The 16,611-nt window shown below is 71.0% G+C and carries 15 protein-coding genes; 10 read left to right on the top strand and 5 right to left on the bottom strand.

The features are described 5' to 3' along the window. Nucleotides 1-7 precede the first annotated feature (7 nt). Both OHU74_RS20800 and OHU74_RS20795 read left to right on the top strand, forming a co-directional pair. Nucleotides 8-343: a YnfA family protein gene (locus OHU74_RS20800; protein WP_371617307.1), complete on the top strand. Its 336-nt coding sequence runs from the start codon at nt 8-10 to the stop codon at nt 341-343. 94 nt (nt 344-437) lie between these two features. Further along, complete coding sequence (locus OHU74_RS20795) at nt 438-1,199, top strand: SDR family oxidoreductase (RefSeq protein ID WP_330297940.1); 762 nt, start codon at nt 438-440, stop codon at nt 1,197-1,199. A 9-nt stretch (nt 1,200-1,208) separates the two neighbouring features. On the opposite strand, the gene OHU74_RS20790 is transcribed toward OHU74_RS20795, so the two are convergent. Both OHU74_RS20790 and OHU74_RS20785 read right to left on the bottom strand, forming a co-directional pair. Next, complete coding sequence (locus OHU74_RS20790; protein ID WP_371617306.1) at nt 1,209-1,775, bottom strand: polysaccharide deacetylase family protein; 567 nt, start codon at nt 1,773-1,775, stop codon at nt 1,209-1,211. 197 nt (nt 1,776-1,972) lie between these two features. Continuing rightward, complete coding sequence (locus tag OHU74_RS20785) at nt 1,973-2,941, bottom strand: hypothetical protein (protein WP_371617305.1); 969 nt, start codon at nt 2,939-2,941, stop codon at nt 1,973-1,975. Between the two features lie 409 nt (nt 2,942-3,350). Between OHU74_RS20785 and OHU74_RS20780 the strand changes: the two genes are divergently transcribed. Beyond that, nucleotides 3,351-4,184, top strand: coding sequence for a hypothetical protein (locus tag OHU74_RS20780; protein WP_371617304.1), 834 nt, complete (start codon nt 3,351-3,353; stop codon nt 4,182-4,184). A gap of 50 nt (nt 4,185-4,234) precedes the next feature. On the opposite strand, the gene OHU74_RS20775 is transcribed toward OHU74_RS20780, so the two are convergent. After that, entirely contained in the window at nt 4,235-5,428 is a 1,194-nt protein-coding gene (locus OHU74_RS20775; protein WP_371617303.1) for an RtcB family protein, read from the bottom strand. A gap of 171 nt (nt 5,429-5,599) precedes the next feature. Between OHU74_RS20775 and OHU74_RS20770 the strand changes: the two genes are divergently transcribed. The 3 genes from OHU74_RS20770 (at nt 5,600) to OHU74_RS20760 (ending at nt 9,084) form a co-directional block, all read left to right on the top strand. Further along, nucleotides 5,600-6,448 (top strand): DUF3558 domain-containing protein, encoded by an 849-nt coding sequence (locus tag OHU74_RS20770; RefSeq protein ID WP_371617302.1) that lies wholly within the window; start codon nt 5,600-5,602, stop codon nt 6,446-6,448. 147 nt (nt 6,449-6,595) lie between these two features. Further along, nucleotides 6,596-7,372, top strand: a complete 777-nt coding sequence (locus OHU74_RS20765; RefSeq protein WP_371617301.1) for a DUF3558 domain-containing protein — start codon at nt 6,596-6,598, stop codon at nt 7,370-7,372. 110 nt (nt 7,373-7,482) lie between these two features. Further along, nucleotides 7,483-9,084, top strand: coding sequence for a DUF2637 domain-containing protein (locus OHU74_RS20760; RefSeq protein ID WP_371617300.1), 1,602 nt, complete (start codon nt 7,483-7,485; stop codon nt 9,082-9,084). A gap of 100 nt (nt 9,085-9,184) precedes the next feature. Here OHU74_RS20760 and lysS read toward each other — a convergent pair whose 3' ends face one another. Further along, a complete protein-coding gene (lysS, locus tag OHU74_RS20755; RefSeq protein ID WP_371617299.1) occupies nt 9,185-10,915 on the bottom strand; it encodes a lysine--tRNA ligase in 1,731 nt (576 codons plus the stop codon). Nucleotides 10,916-11,274: 359 nt separating this feature from the next. On the opposite strand from lysS, the gene argS reads away from it, so the two are divergent. Next, nucleotides 11,275-13,053, top strand: a complete 1,779-nt coding sequence (gene argS / locus OHU74_RS20750; protein WP_371617298.1) for an arginine--tRNA ligase — start codon at nt 11,275-11,277, stop codon at nt 13,051-13,053. A 70-nt stretch (nt 13,054-13,123) separates the two neighbouring features. Here argS and OHU74_RS20745 read toward each other — a convergent pair whose 3' ends face one another. Next, nucleotides 13,124-14,896 carry an FG-GAP-like repeat-containing protein gene (locus OHU74_RS20745; protein WP_371617297.1) on the bottom strand — a complete coding sequence of 591 codons (1,773 nt, stop codon included), beginning with the start codon at nt 14,894-14,896 and terminating at the stop codon, nt 13,124-13,126. Nucleotides 14,897-15,058: 162 nt separating this feature from the next. Between OHU74_RS20745 and OHU74_RS20740 the strand changes: the two genes are divergently transcribed. Genes OHU74_RS20740 through OHU74_RS20730 form a run of 3 tightly spaced genes read left to right on the top strand, consistent with a single transcriptional unit; the run spans nt 15,059 to nt 16,559 of the window. Next, a complete protein-coding gene (locus OHU74_RS20740) occupies nt 15,059-15,583 on the top strand; it encodes a DUF3995 domain-containing protein (protein WP_371617296.1) in 525 nt (174 codons plus the stop codon). Continuing rightward, complete coding sequence (locus tag OHU74_RS20735; RefSeq protein WP_371617295.1) at nt 15,580-16,119, top strand: RNA polymerase sigma factor; 540 nt, start codon at nt 15,580-15,582, stop codon at nt 16,117-16,119. Before OHU74_RS20740 ends, OHU74_RS20735 begins: the two co-directional genes overlap by 4 nt. Continuing rightward, nucleotides 16,116-16,559 (top strand): SRPBCC family protein, encoded by a 444-nt coding sequence (locus tag OHU74_RS20730; protein ID WP_371617294.1) that lies wholly within the window; start codon nt 16,116-16,118, stop codon nt 16,557-16,559. The genes OHU74_RS20735 and OHU74_RS20730 overlap by 4 nt, the downstream gene beginning before the upstream one ends. Nucleotides 16,560-16,611: the final 52 nt, after the last annotated feature.

Raw genomic sequence — 16,611 nt, 5'->3', positions numbered from 1 at the left:
TCCGGCCATGCTGATCGCCCGCTCCGCCGCCCTCTTCACCCTCGCCGCCCTCCTGGAGATCGGCGGCGCCTGGCTCGTCTGGCAGGGCGTCCGCGAGCACCGGGGCTGGGCCTGGATCGGCATCGGAGTCATCGCACTGGGCCTCTACGGGTTCGTCGCCACCCTCCAGCCCTCGGGCGACTTCGCCCGCGTCCTGGCGGCCTACGGAGGGGTCTTCGTCGCCGGCTCCCTGCTGTGGGGCGTGGTCGCCGACGGCTACCGGCCCGACCGCTGGGACATCGCGGGCGCGCTCGTCTGCCTCGCCGGCATGGCCGTGATCATGTACGCCCCGCGCGGCCGGTGACCTTCGGCCCGGCCGGCCGTCCGTCCGGCCCGCCTATGCTGGCGAGTAATCGCACGTACGAAGACACGAACGCACGAACGCACGAGGAGCCCGCATGAGCACGGCCATCCGAACCGCCGTAGTCACCGGCGCGAGCAGCGGCATCGGCGCGGCCACCGCCCGACAGCTCGCCGCGGCCGGCTACCACGTCGTCCTCACCGCCCGCCGCAAGGACCGCATCGAGGAGCTCGCCGCCGAGATCACGGCAGCCGGCCACCGGGCCACCGCCCACGCCCTGGACGTCACCGACCGCGCCGCCGTCGACGCCCTCGCCGCCTCGCTCGACCGCTGCGACGTGCTGGTCAACAACGCCGGCGGCGCCATCGGAGCCGACCCCGTCGCCACCGGCGACCCCGCCGACTGGCGCACGATGTACGAGGTCAACGTCATCGGCACCCTCAACGTCACCCAGGCCCTGCTCCCGGCCCTGACCGCCTCCGGCGACGGCACGGTGGTCGTCCTCTCCTCCACCGCCGGCCACGCCACGTACGAAGGCGGCGCCGGCTACGTCGCCGCCAAGAACGGCGCCCGCGTCCTCGCCGAGACCCTCCGCCTGGAGATCGTCGGCCAGCCCGTCCGCGTCATCGAGATCGCCCCGGGCCTGGTCAAGACCGAGGAGTTCGCGAAGACCCGCTTCCGCGGGGACGCCGAGCGGGCGGAGAAGGTCTACGCCGGCGTGGCCGAGCCCCTCTCCGCCGACGACGTGGCCGACACCATCACCTGGGCCGTGACCCGCCCCAGCCACGTCAACATCGACCTCCTGGTGGTCCGCCCCCGCGCCCAGGCCTCGAACACGAAGCTCCACCGCGAGCTGTAGTCCGTACGCCTAAGGAACCAGGCCCGCACTCTTCAGGTGCGGCATGAGGGCCGCCGGCTTCAGCCCGGCGGCCTTCGCCGCGTCCAGGGCCCGCTGCAGGTCCGCGCCGAGCGTGGGCGTGAAGTGCAGCAGCACGATGTCCCCGGAGTGCAGCTGCGGGGTGGCGGGCGTCTCGCTCCACGTGGTGAAGTCGTAGGTCCAGGTGATCAGCGCCTTGACCCCGCACGCCTTGGCGGCCAGCCGGACATCGTCGTTGACGGCCCCGTACGGCGGCCGCAGCAGCTTCGGCGCCCGCCCGAAGGTGGTGGTCAACTGGTCCTCGGCCCCGCACACCTCGGCATCCTTGCCCGCGGCGTCGAGCGTGGTCAGGTCGGGGTGGTTGACCGTGTGGTTCTCCACGCTCACCCGCCCCTGATCGACCAGGCCGGTGAAGTACGAGGGGTCGTACGAGGTCGCCCCCGGCAGCAGGAAGAGCGAAGCGGGAACCCGCTGCTCGACGAGTTTCTGCGCAACGGCCGGATCGTGCACCCACCCGTCGTCGATGGTGATGAACACGACCTTCTCGTCGGTCGGCACATGCGACACGACGGGCGGCAGCCCCACACTCCGCCCGGCAGCCTGAGCGGCCACACCCGGAGCGGGATCCCCTCCCACGGCACCGGCGGTCCCCACGACCCCGACGGCGAGCGACAACGACGCGAGCGCGGCAAGAACCACGCGAGATCTCCACATGCCGCACACCTTGGTCTAGACCAACTCCCGTCGTCAATCCCCTAGTCGAGAGTTCCTTCCGCCGAAAGCAGCTGCCCCACACGGGAGTTGGACGCCACCACGTCGGCCGGTCCCTGCTCCGGAACCTCGAAGACGACCGTGACCGCCCAGCGCGTGTCCACGACCGACCAGTCCCGCTTCCCCCCGAGCAGATCTTCGGTATCGCTGCCCTTCTTGAAGTTGAAGGTCGCATCCCTGCCCACCAGGTGCTCCTTCCGCACGAACGCACACGTCACCAGGGACTTCCCGTCCGCCAGCTTCACCACCGGCAGGTCCGCGCCCGTGGCCTCGTAGTCGAAGCGATGCCGCACCAGCCCGTCGGCGTCCTTGTCCTCCCCGTTCCTGAGGTCGACCACCTCACTCGTGTGAGCACCCGGCACGAAGTACTCGCTCTCCCGCTCGCCCCGCGGAGCCGTGAAGCTCATGTAGTCCGCGTACCGCTCGCACACCTTCCGGCCCTCCGCACCCGTGGCCGACAGCACCCCGCCACCGGCCACCGGCTCGACGTTCACCGCCGCGATCTCCTTGTCCCGGACCTTGATCCCCAGCCCCGTGTACGGAGGCTCCGCCCCGGCGCCCACGCCGGTCGGCGGGACACCGTTCACCCAGGACGCGGCAGCCGCCAACCACGGCCCGCCGGCCTCGGCCTGCACGAAGTAGTGCACGGCACTCGCACGCTCCCCCGCACGGGCGGCGTCATTCCGACTGAAGACGACGAACGAACGCGGGTATCCCGGCTGCTCCCGCTCCGTCGGGATCACGAAGACGGAGTCCGTGAAGGTGTAGTCCCGGTAGCCGGCCTTGGACTTCGCGATCCGGCGCTCGTAGCGGGCCTTGGTCTGCTCCAACAACGCACCGGTCTGCACGGTGGCGATCCTGGCGCCGTCCGACGCGGCCTCGGCGACCGAGTTGACGAACGCGTAGTTGTTGAAGACCTTCTCGGCCTGCTCCTTGCCGATCACCCGCGCCACGACGGGAGCAGCCGAAGCGGATGCCGCCCCCGACGACGGCGCCCCCGCCTTGGCACCGGACTCCCCCTTCCCGCCCGAACACCCCGCGCCCCCCGCCGCCACGACAACGGCGACCCCGAGCCCGGCACTCCGCTGCCACCACGCCCCAGAAACCCAACGCCCCACGACAGATCCCCCCACAACCCCGACCACCAGAACGCCGCAGATCACATCACACCCGCAAACGCCCCGTCCCAGCACCCCGCCTCGAAGAGACATGTGACACCCCACCATGCGTTCGAGTGAAGCCCTCGCGAAGACCCCAAAGGCGCCCGAGTCCATCCCTATGTTCGATAGCAACACAAACGGCCCCCGCCCGGGATGGCAGTCCCGGCCGAGGGCCTCACCAACAGGGAAGAAGGACTTCCTCATGGCTGACCAGGACCCTAGCGCCCCCGCGCGCTTCATGGACCTCCAAGACCCCCGCTACGCCTACATGTTCGGCTTCCTCCAGGCGGACGGGCACCTGTCCCAGCAGAGCCGGCAGCGCGGCCGTCTCGCGGTAGAGCTGAACGCGCGGGACATCCATCTTCTCCGCGACTTCCAGCAGCTCACGCCCTACTACAGCTCCATCACAGAGCGAGTCCGGAGCACGAACTTCTCCGACCGCCACCACTCGGCAACCTGGTCCGTCTCCTCGCTCGAAGCCCGGACCATCGTCAACGAGCTCGGTATCCCCTACGGCAAGAAGTCGCTGACCATGAAGCCGCCCCTCACGGACTTCTCGCACCCCGACTACCTCCGCGGAATCATCGACGCGGACGGGTCCCTCGGCTGGACCGCACAGGGAGGGCCCTACCTCGCCCTGGTTTCGGCCAGCACAGCAATCGCCACCTACCTGTGCCACTACGGCAAGCAGGTCACGGGAACGGAGCGCACCACCTCACGCAACACGCGAGACGGCGTCTACAACATCTGCTACTACAAGGAGACGGCGCAGCAGCTCGCCGCGCACCTGTACTACGACGGCTGCCTCGCCCTCGCCCACAAGAAGGCGAAGGCGGAGTCGATCCAGAGCTGGGTCCGCCCTGCGGACATGAGGATCGCCCCACCGCGACGCCGCTGGACCGTGCGGGACGACCAGGCGCTGGTCCGCCTCGGCGACCCGGCCGCAGCAGCCACCGCTCTCGACCGGACCGAACAGAGCTGCGCGATGCGGCTCTGGCGGATCAGCACCGGACGCGTCGCCACCCCACCGCAGTAGGCGCGGCAACGCATGAGGGGCCACCGGATTTCCGGTGGCCCCTCACGCGTTCAGCCCTTGATGCAGACGACCTGCCTGAGCTTGGCGACGACCTCCACGAGGTCGTGCTGCTGCTCCATGACCTGCTCGATCGGCTTGTACGCTGCCGGGATCTCGTCCACGACGCCCGAGTCCTTGCGGCATTCCACGCCCTTGGTCTGCTCCGCCAGATCCCGCGCCGTGTACCGCTTCTTCGCCGCCGTCCGGCTCATCCGCCGGCCCGCGCCGTGCGAGGCCGAGTTGAAGGCGGCCTTGTTGCCGAGGCCCTTCACGATGTAGGTACCGGTGGCCATCGAGCCCGGGATGATCCCGTACTCGCCACTGCCGGCGCGGATCGCGCCCTTTCGCGTGACCAGCAGGTCCATGCCGTCGTACTGCTCCTCCGCCACGTAGTTGTGGTGGCAGCTGATCTCCTGCTCGAAGGAGACCTTGGCCTTCCGGAACTCCCGGCGGATGACCTCCTTCATGAGACTCATCATCACCGCGCGGTTGTACTTGGCGTACTCCTGGGCCCAGTAGAGGTCGTGCCGGTACGCGGCCATCTCCGGAGTCGCCGAAAGGAAGACCGCGAGGTCCCGGTCGACCAGCCCCTGGTTGTGGGAGAGCCCCCGCGCGATGCCGATGTGGTGGTCAGCGAGTTCGTTGCCGATACCCCGGGACCCAGAGTGCAGGGTCAGCCACACAGCCCCATCCTGATCGATGTTGACCTCTTGGTGATGATTTCCCGCTCCAAGTGTCCCCATTTGTCGCATCGCCCGGTCCCGCCGGAACTTCACCGCATCCGCGACATAGTCGAACCGCTCCCACAGATCCCCGAACCCCTTGTCCGAGAACCCGTACAGCCGCCCCGGATCCACCGCCTCCCGGTGCATCCCCGCGCCCACCGGGATCGCCCGCTCGATCTTCGAGCGGAGTCCCGACAGGTCCCCCGGGAGGTCGTTGGCCGTGAGGGAGGTCTTCACGGCCGACATGCCGCAGCCGATGTCGACTCCGACCGCCGCCGGGCAGACCGCGTCCTTCATGGCGATGACCGAGCCGACCGTGGCGCCCTTGCCGTAGTGCACGTCCGGCATGACGGCCAGGCCCTTGATCCAGGGGAGGCCCGCGGTGTTCTGCAGCTGGCGCATCGCGCTGTCCTCGACCGACGCGGGATCGGTCCACATCCGGATCGGGACCTTCGCCCCGGGCACTTCTACATATGACATCTCGGCCTCAATACCCCGTTAACCACAGGAAAGTCTGAATACGCAAAAAGCCTCGCTCATGGGCCCAAATACGACAGGGGACCGGCGCCGGCACCAGCGTGTGCGATAGACATTGTTTCCATCCGCGCCCCAGCCGCGGCAACGCAATTTCCCGAAGGGAGCCGGTGGAACGTGCAGCGCAAGACGGTACGTGGAGTCCTGCCAGGCCTCGCGATCCTGACCTTCCTGACGGCCGGACTCACCGCGTGCACCGACGGGGGCGGGGTCGGCATCACCAGCGACGCCAAGGCCGGGGACAGCGCGGGTGCGGTCGCGCAGCCCGGTAAGTACCGCGTCCTGCCGATGCCGTGCAAGGCCGTGGACGCCAAGAAGGTCCGGGCGATGCTCCCGGCCGCCGACACCCTCACCCCCGAGCAGCGCGACGCGCTCTACGCCGGCGTCGCGGACGCCTCGTACGACGCCGACCGGCGCGTCGGGTGCCGCTGGACCGCGCAGACTCCGACCGAGACCAGGCTGCTGTCGGTCGGCTTCGAGCGCGTGGTCTCGTACGACCGGGCCACCACCAGCGACGACGACAAGGCGCGGCAGGTCTACATCCGCCAGCTCACCGACGCCCACCTGCCCTTCCCGGGCCCGGTCAGCAGCCCCACCCCCAGCCCCAGCCAGAGTGCGAGTCCGAGCCCGGCAGCCAGTGGCGGTACGAGTCCCAGCCCGGGTACGAGCTCCAGCCCGTCCGCCTCCGCGTCCCCCTCCGCCCCGCCCGAGCTCGGTTCCCGCGTCCTCGAAGGGCTCGGCAACGAGGCCTTCCTCGACGACAAGCTGAGCGCGGCCGGCGCCAACGCCGTCCAGTCGCGGACGGTCCGGATTGTGTTCCGTACCTCGAATGTCATCGTCACCGTCGAGTACAGCGTCCAGCCCGCGCTCCCCGGCACGGGCCCGGGCACGGTCCCGCCGAGCGGCGAAACGCAGGACAAAGCACGACAGTTGGCGCAGGCCCTCGTCGACCGGTTCAACGAGTAGCCGCGCCCGCCGACCGGGGGACACGGGGGCCCGGAGCGCCCGGCGTGACGCCGCGCACAGCCGCCGGGCGCCGGGTCGGGCTACCGTTGCCGGGTCCCTCGCCCGTAAATGGGCTCCGTACGAAGCCCCACAACGTCTGAAGGAATCATGCACCGATCAGCCTCGCGTCTCACCCGCGTCCTCGCCTGCGCAGCCGTTCCGGTGATCCTCACGGTCGCCGGCTGCTCGTCCGACTCGGGCAAGGACTCGGGCACCGGCAGCTCCAAGAAGGCCGACGCGTCCTCGTCCGCCAAGCCCAGCGGCAAGCCCTCCTCCACGCTGGAGAAGGCCAAGTACGCCGCGCTGCCCGAGCCGTGCAAGGCGATCGCCGCGAAGACCATCGAGTCGCTCGTCCCGAAGGCCAAGGACGCCAACGGCACGGCGGCCAAGTCGAACGACCTGTCCAGCATCGCGAGCTGCACCTGGAACGGCCTGGACGAAGCCGGGCTGAAGGGCTCGCAGTACCGCTGGCTCTCGATCTCCCTGGTCCGCTACGACTCGCTCGCCTCGGTCGGCACCGGCAGCAAGCGCGCCGAGGGCGAGTACGCCAAGCAGGTCGAGAAGGCGAAGACCGTCGAGGGCGCGGAGAACGTGAAGCCGGAGGCGGCGGGCGGCATCGGCGACCAGGCCACCTCCGTCACCTTCACCACGAAGAAGGACGGCGACTTCTTCAACAACACGATCCTCGCCCGCACGCAGAACGTCGTCATCACCCTCGACTACAACGGTGCGGCCTACGAGGGCGCCGACGCCCCGGACCAGGCGAAGCTGCTCCAGGACGCCATCGCGGCGATGAAGGAGGCCGTGGCCTCGGTGGACGCCGCCAACCAGCCCAAGCAGCCGGAGCAGGCACCTTCCGCCTCGGCTTCCCCCTCGGCCTCGTAGCGTTCCCGCGCGGCCCGGCCCCGGGGGGGGCGGTGGACCGCTGACGTCCGGTCACCCGTACGCGCGTACGCTGTGCCCTGCCGTAGCTCGACAAGGGGAGGGGATCGCGGGTGGCCGCGATGCAGCTGACTCGTACGCACCGGATATTGATCGGTGTCGTGGTCGCCGGAGCCGTCGTCATCGCCGGGATCGGTTTCGCGGGATCGTACGCCGCCGTGCGCGCGCTCGCTTTGCAGAAGGGCTTCGGCAACTTCTCGCTGGTCTTCCCCATCGGCATCGACATGGGCATCTGCGTCCTGCTCGCGCTGGACCTGCTGTTGACGTGGATCCGGATCCCGTTCCCGCTGCTGCGCCAGACGGCGTGGCTGCTGACGGCGGCGACGATCGCGTTCAACGGTGCGGCCGCCTGGCCGGATCCGCTGGGCGTCGGGATGCACGCCGTGATCCCGATCCTGTTCGTGGTCACCGTGGAGGCGGCCCGGCACGCGGTGGGCCGGATCGCGGACATCACCGCCGACCGGCACATGGAGGGCGTCCGCATCACGCGGTGGCTCCTGTCCCCCGTCCCCACCTTCAAGCTGTGGCGCCGGATGAAGCTGTGGGAGCTGCGCTCCTACGAGCAGGCCGTCGGCATGGAGCAGGACCGCCTGATCTACCAGGCGCGCCTCCAGGCCCGCTACGGCCGCTTCTGGCGGCGCAAGGCCCCGGTCGGCGCCATGATGCCGCTGCGGCTGGCCCGGATCGGCGTCCCGCTGTCGCAGACGGCCCCCGAGGGCCTGGCGGCGGCCGGCATCGACCCGCTGGTCCTGCCCCCGGCGGCGGCGGAGGTGGCCGGGGTGGCCGAGGTGACGGGGTCGACGCATCCGGCCCTCCTGGCCGGTGGCATGGACGCGGGTACGGGCGCGGCGCAGGCGCTGGCCCGGATGACTCAGGCCCAGACGGCTCAGGCCCAGATGGTCCAGGCCCAGATGCAGGTACAGGCGCAGGCTCAGGCCCAGATGCAGGCGCAGCTGCAAGCGCGGATGCAGGCCCAGGCGGCGGGCCTCGCGGCCGCCGCCGCGGGTCCGCTCCCGGGTCAGCCCTTCGGTCCCGAGACCGAAGCCGTGGCCGAGGCGCGGTCCCAGGCGCAGGCTCAGGCACAGGCCCACGCGCTGGCGCTGGCCCAGACCTTCCCGCCGGTCGCCCACGGCGACGCCGCTCCCTTCGCGGTGGACCCGACCGCCATGCCCGCCGCGCACAACAGCGCCTGGTTCGCGGGGCCGCTCGCCCCGCAGGCCGCGTACCAGGGCGGCTACAACCCGCAGTACGTGGACGGCCTGGAGCCGACCCCGGTCATGCCCCCGGCCGGTCCCGGCCCGGAGCAGTACGACCAGCAGGGACTCCAGGGACTTCAGGGACCGCAGGAGGTCCCGATACCGGCTCCCCGCCAGGAGCAGCACGAGGGCGACCTCGCGGAGCAGGGTCCGGAGTCCGACCCGGGTGCGGAGCCGGAACCCGACATCGACGACGTGAAGTTCGCGGAGGCCGCGTACGAGGTCTTCCGCGCGTTCCTCGACGAGTTCTCCCAGTTCCCGACCCCGGAGCAGGTGGACATACACCTCTCGGACCGCCACGGGGTCGTGCACCCGCGCAGCGCTTCGATGATCCGCCGCCTGATGCCGGAGCTGAAGCAGCGCTACCAGCGCGACCTCGAGAACGAGCACATCGCGTGAGCCCCGTAGCCCCGTAGCCAGTACCCCGTAGCCCCGTACACGCGGGAAGGGCCCGTACCCCCACCAGGGGTACGGGCCCTTCTCACGTCCGTGCGGAACCTCAGACGGCGAGCAGCTTGCGCACCCGCTCCGCCCCCACCGCGAGGAGCAGCGTGGGCAGGCGCGGCCCGGTCTCCCGGGTCACGAGCAGCCGGTAGAGCAGCGCGAAGAAGGTGCGCTGGGCGACCTTGAGCTCGGGCGTGGGCTTGGCGTCGGGCTCGAGGCCGGCCATGACCTTGGGCACGCCGTAGACGAGCGTGGTCAGGCCGTCGAGGGACCAGTGCGAGTCGAGGCCGTCCACGAGGCGGCGCAGCGATTCGCGGCCCTCGTCGTCGAGGGAGGACAGCAGCTCGACGTCGGCCTCTTCGCGCACCAGGGTCCGCTGGTCGGCGGGCACCTGCGTGGTGATCCAGTTCTCGGCGCGGTCCAGTCGCGGCCGGACCTCGTCGAGGGAGGTCAGCGGCCGGTCGGGCTCCAGGTCGGAGAGGATCCGCAGGGTCTGCTCGTCGTGGCCGGCGGTGATGTCGACGACGGACGCGAGCGTCCGGTACGGCATCTGGCGCTGCGTGCGCGGCAGTTCACCGGCGGCGGTGCGTACGGCCCGCGCGTGCGCGGCGGCGTCGGCGGGCAGGACCGACTCGTCCGCGACCTTGGCCTCCAGCTTGTCCCACTCGTCGTAGAGCCGCTGGATCTCCTGGTCGAAGGCGATCTTGAAGGACTGGTTGGGGCGGCGGCGCGCGTAGAGCCAGCGGAGCAGCTGCGGCTCCATGATCTTCAGCGCGTCGGCCGGGGTGGGGACCCCGCCCTTGCTGGAGGACATCTTGGCCATGCCGCTGATGCCGACGAAGGCGTACATCGGTCCGATCGGCTGCTCGCCGCCGAAGATGTGCACGATCTGGCCGCCGACCTGGAAGGAGGAGCCGGGCGAGGAGTGGTCGACGCCGGAGGGCTCGAAGATCACGCCCTCGTAGGCCCAGCGCATGGGCCAGTCGACCTTCCAGACGAGCTTGCCGCGGTTGAACTCGCTGAGCTTGACCGTCTCGGTGTACTCGTCCTCGGTGCAGACGTAGGTCAGCTCGGTGGTCTCGTCGTTGTAGGACGTGACCTTGGTGAAGTCCTTGCCGCACTGGCCGCAGTACGGCTTGTACGGGAAGTACCCGCCCTCGCCGATGCTGCCGTCGTCCTCGGCGGCGGCGCCCGAACCCTCGGCGGCCTCGAGCTCGGCCTCGTCGACCTGCTTCTGCTGGGGCTTCTTGCCGCCCGGCTTCTGCTTGGTGCGGTACTGGTCGAGGATGGCGTCGATGTCGCCCCGGTGCTTCATCGCGAACAGGACCTGCTCGCGGTAGACACCGGTCGTGTACTGCTCGGTCTGGCTGATCGGGTCGTACTCGACGCCCAGCTCGGCCAGCGACTCGACCATGGCGGCCTTGAAGTGCTCGGCCCACGTCGCGTACGCCGAACCGGCGGGCGCGGGGACGGCGGTCAGCGGCATGCCGATGTACTGGCCGTAGGTCTCGGGGTCCACGCCCGGGATGCCGGCCGGCACCTTGCGGTAACGGTCGTAGTCGTCCCACGACAGGACGTGCCGTACCTCGATGCCCCGGCGGCGGATCTCGTCCGCGACCAGGTGCGGGGTCATGACCTCGCGGAGGTTGCCCAGGTGGATGGGGCCGGAGGGGGAGAGTCCGGACGCGACGACGACAGGTTTGCCGGGTGCTCGGCGCTCCGCCTCGGCGATGACCTCGTCCGCGAAACGGGAGACCCAGTCGGTCTCGGTGCTGCTCTGAGCCACGACACGTCCTTCTATCTCGAATGCTGGCTTCAGCCATTCTCCCAGACGGAAGCGGGCCCTCCGAGGTTGCCTGTCAGGCGGAGGTGGGCGGAGTGTCGGGGCTGAGCCGCTGCACGGCGGCGAGGACCTCGGGTCCGGTCGTACGGAGCAGCGCGGGCGAACACGAGGGGGCTGCCGTAGCGCTCGAGGCAGCGGGCGGCCCGGCCTTCGTTCCGGGAGCGGAAGGCCCCTTGCGCGGCGGGGAAATCTCGAATGCCGGACAGCCCTCCCATGGGATACTCGGGACTTGCCGAACCGGGCCCGTACCAGGCCCCGGCCCGGCAAGTACCCGGCACGAACCCTCACAGGAACGGCAGCTCATGGCCTCGGTCCCTTCCCTCGCTTCTTCCGTCAACCAGCGCGTCGCCGACGCACTCGCCTCCGCCCTGCCGGACGCCGGTGCCAGCGACCCCCTGCTGCGACGAAGCGACCGGGCCGACTTCCAGGCCAACGGCATCCTGGCGCTCGCGAAGAAGGCGAAGGCCAACCCGCGCGAGCTGGCGACGACCGTGGTCGAGTCCATCCCGGCCGGTGACCTGATCCGGGAGATCGAGGTCTCCGGGCCCGGCTTCCTGAACATCACCGTCACCGACCGGGCGATCGTCGAGACCCTGGCCGCGCGTGCCGCCGACGACCGCCTCGGCGTGCCGCTGGCCGCGAACCCCGGTACGACGGTGATCGACTACGCGCAGCCGAACGTGGCCAAGGAGATGCACGTCGGCCACCTGCGTTCCGCCGTGATCGGCGCCGCGATGGTGGAGATCCTGGAGTTCACGGGCGAGAAGGTGGTCCGTCGCCACCACATCGGCGACTGGGGCACCCAGTTCGGCATGCTCATCCAGTACCTGCTGGAGCACCCGCACGAGCTGGATCACGGTTCCGCCGAGGAGGTCTCCGGCGAGGAGGCCATGTCCAACCTCAACCGGCTGTACAAGGCTTCGCGCGGCCTCTTCGACTCCGACGAGGAGTTCAAGACCCGTGCCCGCGCCCGGGTGGTGGACCTCCAGGCCGGCGAGCCGGAGACCCTTGCCCTCTGGCAGCGGTTCGTGGACGAGTCGAAGATCTACTTCTACTCCGTCTTCAACAAGCTGGACATGGACATCCAGGACCCCGACGTGGTCGGCGAGTCCGGCTACAACGACATGCTCGTCGAGACCTGCAAGCTGCTGGAGGAGTCGGGCGTCGCCGTCCGCTCCAACGGCGCGCTCTGTGTGTTCTTCGACGACGTCAAGGGCCAGGACGGCAACCCGACCCCGCTGATCGTCCAGAAGTCCGACGGCGGCTTCGGCTACGCCGCCACCGACCTCTCCGCGATCCGCGACCGGGTGGGCAACCTGGGCGCGACCGAGCTGATCTACGTGGTCGACGCGCGGCAGTCCCTGCACTTCAAGATGGTCTTCGAGACGGCGCGCCGGGCGGGCTGGCTGAACGACGAGGTCAAGGCCGTGCAGCTGGCCTTCGGCACCGTGCTGGGCAAGGACGGCAAGCCGTTCAAGACCCGTGAGGGCGAGACGGTGCGGCTGGTGGACCTGCTGGACGAGGCGGTGGAGCGGGCGACCGCCGTGGTCCGCGAGAAGGCGGAGAAGATCGGCCTGTCCGAGGCGGAGATCGTCGAGAACGGCCAGTACGTGGGCATCGGCGCGGTGAAGTACGCGGACCTGTCGACCTCGGCCGCGCGGGACTACAAGTTCGACCTGGACCAGATGGTCTCGCTGACGGGTGACACGTCCGTGTACCTCCAGTACGCGTACGCCCGTATCAAGTCCATCCTGCGCAAGGCGGGCGAGGCGGGCGACCGCAAGCCGGTCGCGCACCCGGAGCTGGAGCTGGCCCCGGCCGAGCGCGCGCTGGGCCTGCACCTGGACCAGTTCGGCGAGCTCATCGCCGAGGCGGCCGCGGACCACGCCCCGCACAAGGTGGCCGCGTACCTCTACCAGCTGTCCTCGCTGTTCGCGACGTTCTACGAGCAGTGCCCGGTCGTGAAGCCCGAGCCCGAGCTCGTCGTCGGCGAGAACCGTCTGTTCCTGTGCGAGCTGACCGCCCGCACCCTGAGCAAGGGCATGTCCCTGCTGGGCATCCGGACCCCCGAGAAGCTCTGACGCACACGGAAGGGGCCGTGGGGAGCACGCTGAGCGCGCTCCCCACGGCCCCTTCGCCGTGTCCGGTCCGCTAGCTGATCGCGCGGATCGTGTTCCAGCCGCTCAGCCCGACCGTGGTGCGGGTCCCGTCCACCGGGTCGCCCGCGCCGTTGGTCTCGCCGGCGTAGAACATCAGCGTGCCGGTGCCCTCGTCCGTGGTCGCCCACAGGTCCGCGACCCCGTTGCCGTCCGCGTCCGCCGCGCCCGCGATCAGCGGGCGGCTGCCGGTCCCGTAGCCGTGCCCGTACTCGGTGCGGGCGCCGAAGGTGCCGTCGCCCTGGCCTCGGTAGAGCCACAGCTGCTGGTCGTTCGCGTCGCGCGCGAACAGGTCGACGCGCCCGTCGTGGTCGGCGTCGCCCGCCGCGCTCAGGCTCATCGGGGCCCAGCCCCGCAGGCCGATCTGCACTCCGGCCTTCACGGAGGGCTTGGCTGCCGGGTTGCCCGCGTACAGCCACAGGGTGTCCCCGATGGTGGCGACCACGTCCGGGTAGCCGTCGCCGGTGGCGTCGCCGACACTGACCACCTTGGAGTCGGCGGGGAAGCCGGTGCCGATCCGGACCGGGGAGGCCAGGGTGCCGTCGCCGCGGTTCGGGTAGACGCGCAGTTCGGTGCCGACGCGGGCCACGATGTCCTCGGCCCCGTTGCCGGTCCAGTCCCCGCGGTGGGAGATCGAGGCGCCGGTCCAGCCGCCGCTGCCGATGACGGCCGGGCTGCCGCTGACGGAGCCGTTCCCGTAGCCGCCGTAGAGGCGCAGCTTGCCCGCGTCGTCGATGGCGACCAGGTCGGACCTGCCGTCAGCGTTCATGTCACCGGCCGCCGGGGCGCCGCGCAGCACCGCGGTGACGGGGGCGTGGTCGGAGAAGCCGTTCGGGGCCCCGCTGGTGGGCTCGTTCTCCGTGGTGTCCATGCGCGCCGTGTCGACGGCGCAGGAGGCGAAGCGGCTCGCGCCGGCCGCCCTGGTGGTGAAGAGGTGGTCGAGCTTGTGCCAGGTGTGCTGCTTCGTGTCCGTGTTCCAGCCGTGGTACGTGTTCGCGTCGATGCAGCGGTCGTAGGAGTCCGTCAGCGGCGCCAGCTCGGCCGCGAGGGCGTTGCGGTTGAAGTCGCCGCCCAGGACGACCCCGCCGGGGGCGTGCGCGTCGAGGAACGCCTTGACGTTCTTGACCTGCGCCGCCGCGCGGCTCCCGTCGCCGGGGATGATGTGTGTGGTGCAGGGGGTGGTGCTCCAGCCCTCCACCGCCACGCACAGCGCCGCCAGGGTCTGCTTGTCGGCGGGGTTGCCGGGGTCCGCGGGCAGCGTGTTCGCGGACCAGGAGTCGCTGACGGTGCCCTTGACGGCCAGCAGGACGCCGAGTTCGCCGGTCAGTCCGGCCCGGCAGTCGGTCCGGCCGTCGGGGCGCGCGCCGACGGCGTGCCGGATCGACCATTCGCTGCCGAGCCGCTCCTGGAGCAGCGCCATGTGGCTGCCGGGGGCGCCGCCGCAGACCTCTTGCAGCATCACCACGTTGGCGCGCCGCTCGTCCACGGCCTTCTTGACCTCGTCCATCTTGGCCGCCGGCTGGTCGCGGTACGGGCAGTAGCCCGCCTGCCCGCGAACGCCTCCGGCCTCCCCGCAGATGTTCCAGGACACGACCCGTATCTCGTTCGCTGCCGGAGGCGCGACCGCGGCTGCGGCCACGGCGACGCTCGGCGCGGCCTGCGCGGCGGCCTGTGCGGAGGGCGCGACGACCAGCGCGGTGCCGAGCATGGTCCCCACGGCCGAGACGGCCGCCACGACGGACACGAGCGTCCGTACGTTTCTCTTCAATTCCCCACCCCGTTGTCGATGTGCTGCCCGCCGGACTCCCGCCGGGCCCCTCCATGATCGACCAGGGCCACCGGCCCGCGGTGTGACACGGCACACAGGGAACCTTCCGCCTCCCCGCCTCCTCTTGGGGGTGTTGGTACGCCACACGGAGGGGGAGCGCTCATGACACACACGGCAGCGGGTACGGGGACACGGACGGCGGGGGCCGGGGCCGGGGGTGCGGCCGCAGCCGGCATCGCAGTCGCGGCCTCCACCTCACCGCCCTGGCGCAGGCGTTCGGGCACCGCCCTGGCCGCCCTCCTCGCCGTGGACGGCCTCGCGCACCTGTACTGGGCCACGGGCCGGACCTGGCCCGCCGTCGACGAGCGGGCGCTCTCCCTCGCCGTACTCGGCATGGAGGGGGTGTCCTTCGCCCCGCCCGTGGTGCTGCCGCTCGCCGCGCTCACCCTGACCGGCGCGGCCGCCGTGCTCGCGCACGCCCACGGCCGCGGCGGCCGCCCCGCCCGCCTGGTGACGGCGGCCGTCGCCACGGGGCTGGCCGTACGGGGCCTCGCGGGCCTGGGCTGGACCGCCGGTCTCCTCGACACCCCGCCCGACAGTCCCTTCGCCGCCCTCAACCTCGCGCTCTACACCCCCGCCTGCCTGGCCTTCGGCTGGGCGGCGGCCCGTCTGGCGAGAGCCCGGTGAACGTCCCTCCCCTCGGTGGCGGCCCCCTCACCCCCTCCGCCCGCGACCGCGGAGTCGCCCTCGCCCGGGCGGCCCGCGCCGGCAACACCCTGGCGCTGCACGACCTCCTCGACCACCTGACCCCGTACATCGCCCGGATCTGCACGCCGATCGCCCTCGCGGACGGCCCGGACGCCACGCAGGAGGCCCTGCTCGCCGTCTTCCGGTCGCTCCGCTCCCTGCGGGACCCGGAGACCCTGTACGGCTGGGTCCGCTCCATCGCGGTCCGCGAAGCCGTCCGCACCGCCCGGCGTGCGGGCCGCGACCGCCCGGCCGAACTGGCCGACGTACCCGGTCGCGGCGACCCGCAGCTCGCCGCCGACATCGAGGACGTCCTGGCCCGGCTCTCGCCCGCCCACCGGGCCGTCCTCGTGCTGCGCGACATCGAAGGCCTGGACGAGGAGTCCGCGGCCGCCCTGCTCGGCGTCCCCCCGGGCACCGCCAAGTCCCGGCTGCACCGGGCCCGTACGAGCTTCAGGAAGGCGTGGTTCTCATGACGTACGCAGTGGACCCCGTGGCCCGGCTGCGCATCATGGCCGCCGCGATCCCCGGCGCGAGGGTCGTGGAGACGCTCCTCCCCGCCCCCTTCGAAACCGTCTGGGCGGTGATGTCCGACCTGGAGGGCGAGTTCGGCCGCTTCCAGCCGGACATGCGCAGCGTCCGCGTGCTGCGCGTGACGGGCGACCGCGTGGAGGCCCTGGCCCGCAGCAAATACGGCCCGCGCGCCCACTTCCGCGGAGTCCTGCGCCCGGGCTGGTGCTGGCTCCAGAGCCGCTTCCTGATCATCGGCATGGCCGCGACCCCGGAGCCGGGCGGCGGAACCCGCATCGCCCTGACGGGCGGGGTCCGGGTTCCGGGGCGGGGGGCGATCGTCCCGTTCGGGGCGAAATCGGAGCTGGAGCAGGCTGCCTGTCGGCTGAAAGAAAGGCTTTCGTGACCTCTCACGGCTCTCCAGCCCTACCCGCCCCTCTAATCTGAGCATGTTCAAA

Source organism: Streptomyces sp. NBC_00454 (assembly GCF_041434015.1).
Lineage (GTDB): Bacteria > Actinomycetota > Actinomycetes > Streptomycetales > Streptomycetaceae > Streptomyces.
The sequence above is the reverse complement of the archived record's forward strand: the minus strand, read 5'-3'. Positions and strand labels throughout refer to the sequence as shown.

Coding starts and splice junctions, on each gene's coding strand:
- OHU74_RS20780 (WP_371617304.1), top strand. CDS start 3,351: ATGGCTGACCAGGACCCTAGCGCCCCCGCGCGCTTCATGGACCTCCAA.
- OHU74_RS20765 (WP_371617301.1), top strand. CDS start 6,596: ATGCACCGATCAGCCTCGCGTCTCACCCGCGTCCTCGCCTGCGCAGCC.
- OHU74_RS20795 (WP_330297940.1), top strand. CDS start 438: ATGAGCACGGCCATCCGAACCGCCGTAGTCACCGGCGCGAGCAGCGGC.
- OHU74_RS20740 (WP_371617296.1), top strand. CDS start 15,059: ATGACACACACGGCAGCGGGTACGGGGACACGGACGGCGGGGGCCGGG.
- argS (WP_371617298.1), top strand. CDS start 11,275: ATGGCCTCGGTCCCTTCCCTCGCTTCTTCCGTCAACCAGCGCGTCGCC.
- OHU74_RS20800 (WP_371617307.1), top strand. CDS start 8: ATGCTGATCGCCCGCTCCGCCGCCCTCTTCACCCTCGCCGCCCTCCTG.
- OHU74_RS20775 (WP_371617303.1), bottom strand. CDS start 5,428: ATGTCATATGTAGAAGTGCCCGGGGCGAAGGTCCCGATCCGGATGTGG.
- OHU74_RS20730 (WP_371617294.1), top strand. CDS start 16,116: ATGACGTACGCAGTGGACCCCGTGGCCCGGCTGCGCATCATGGCCGCC.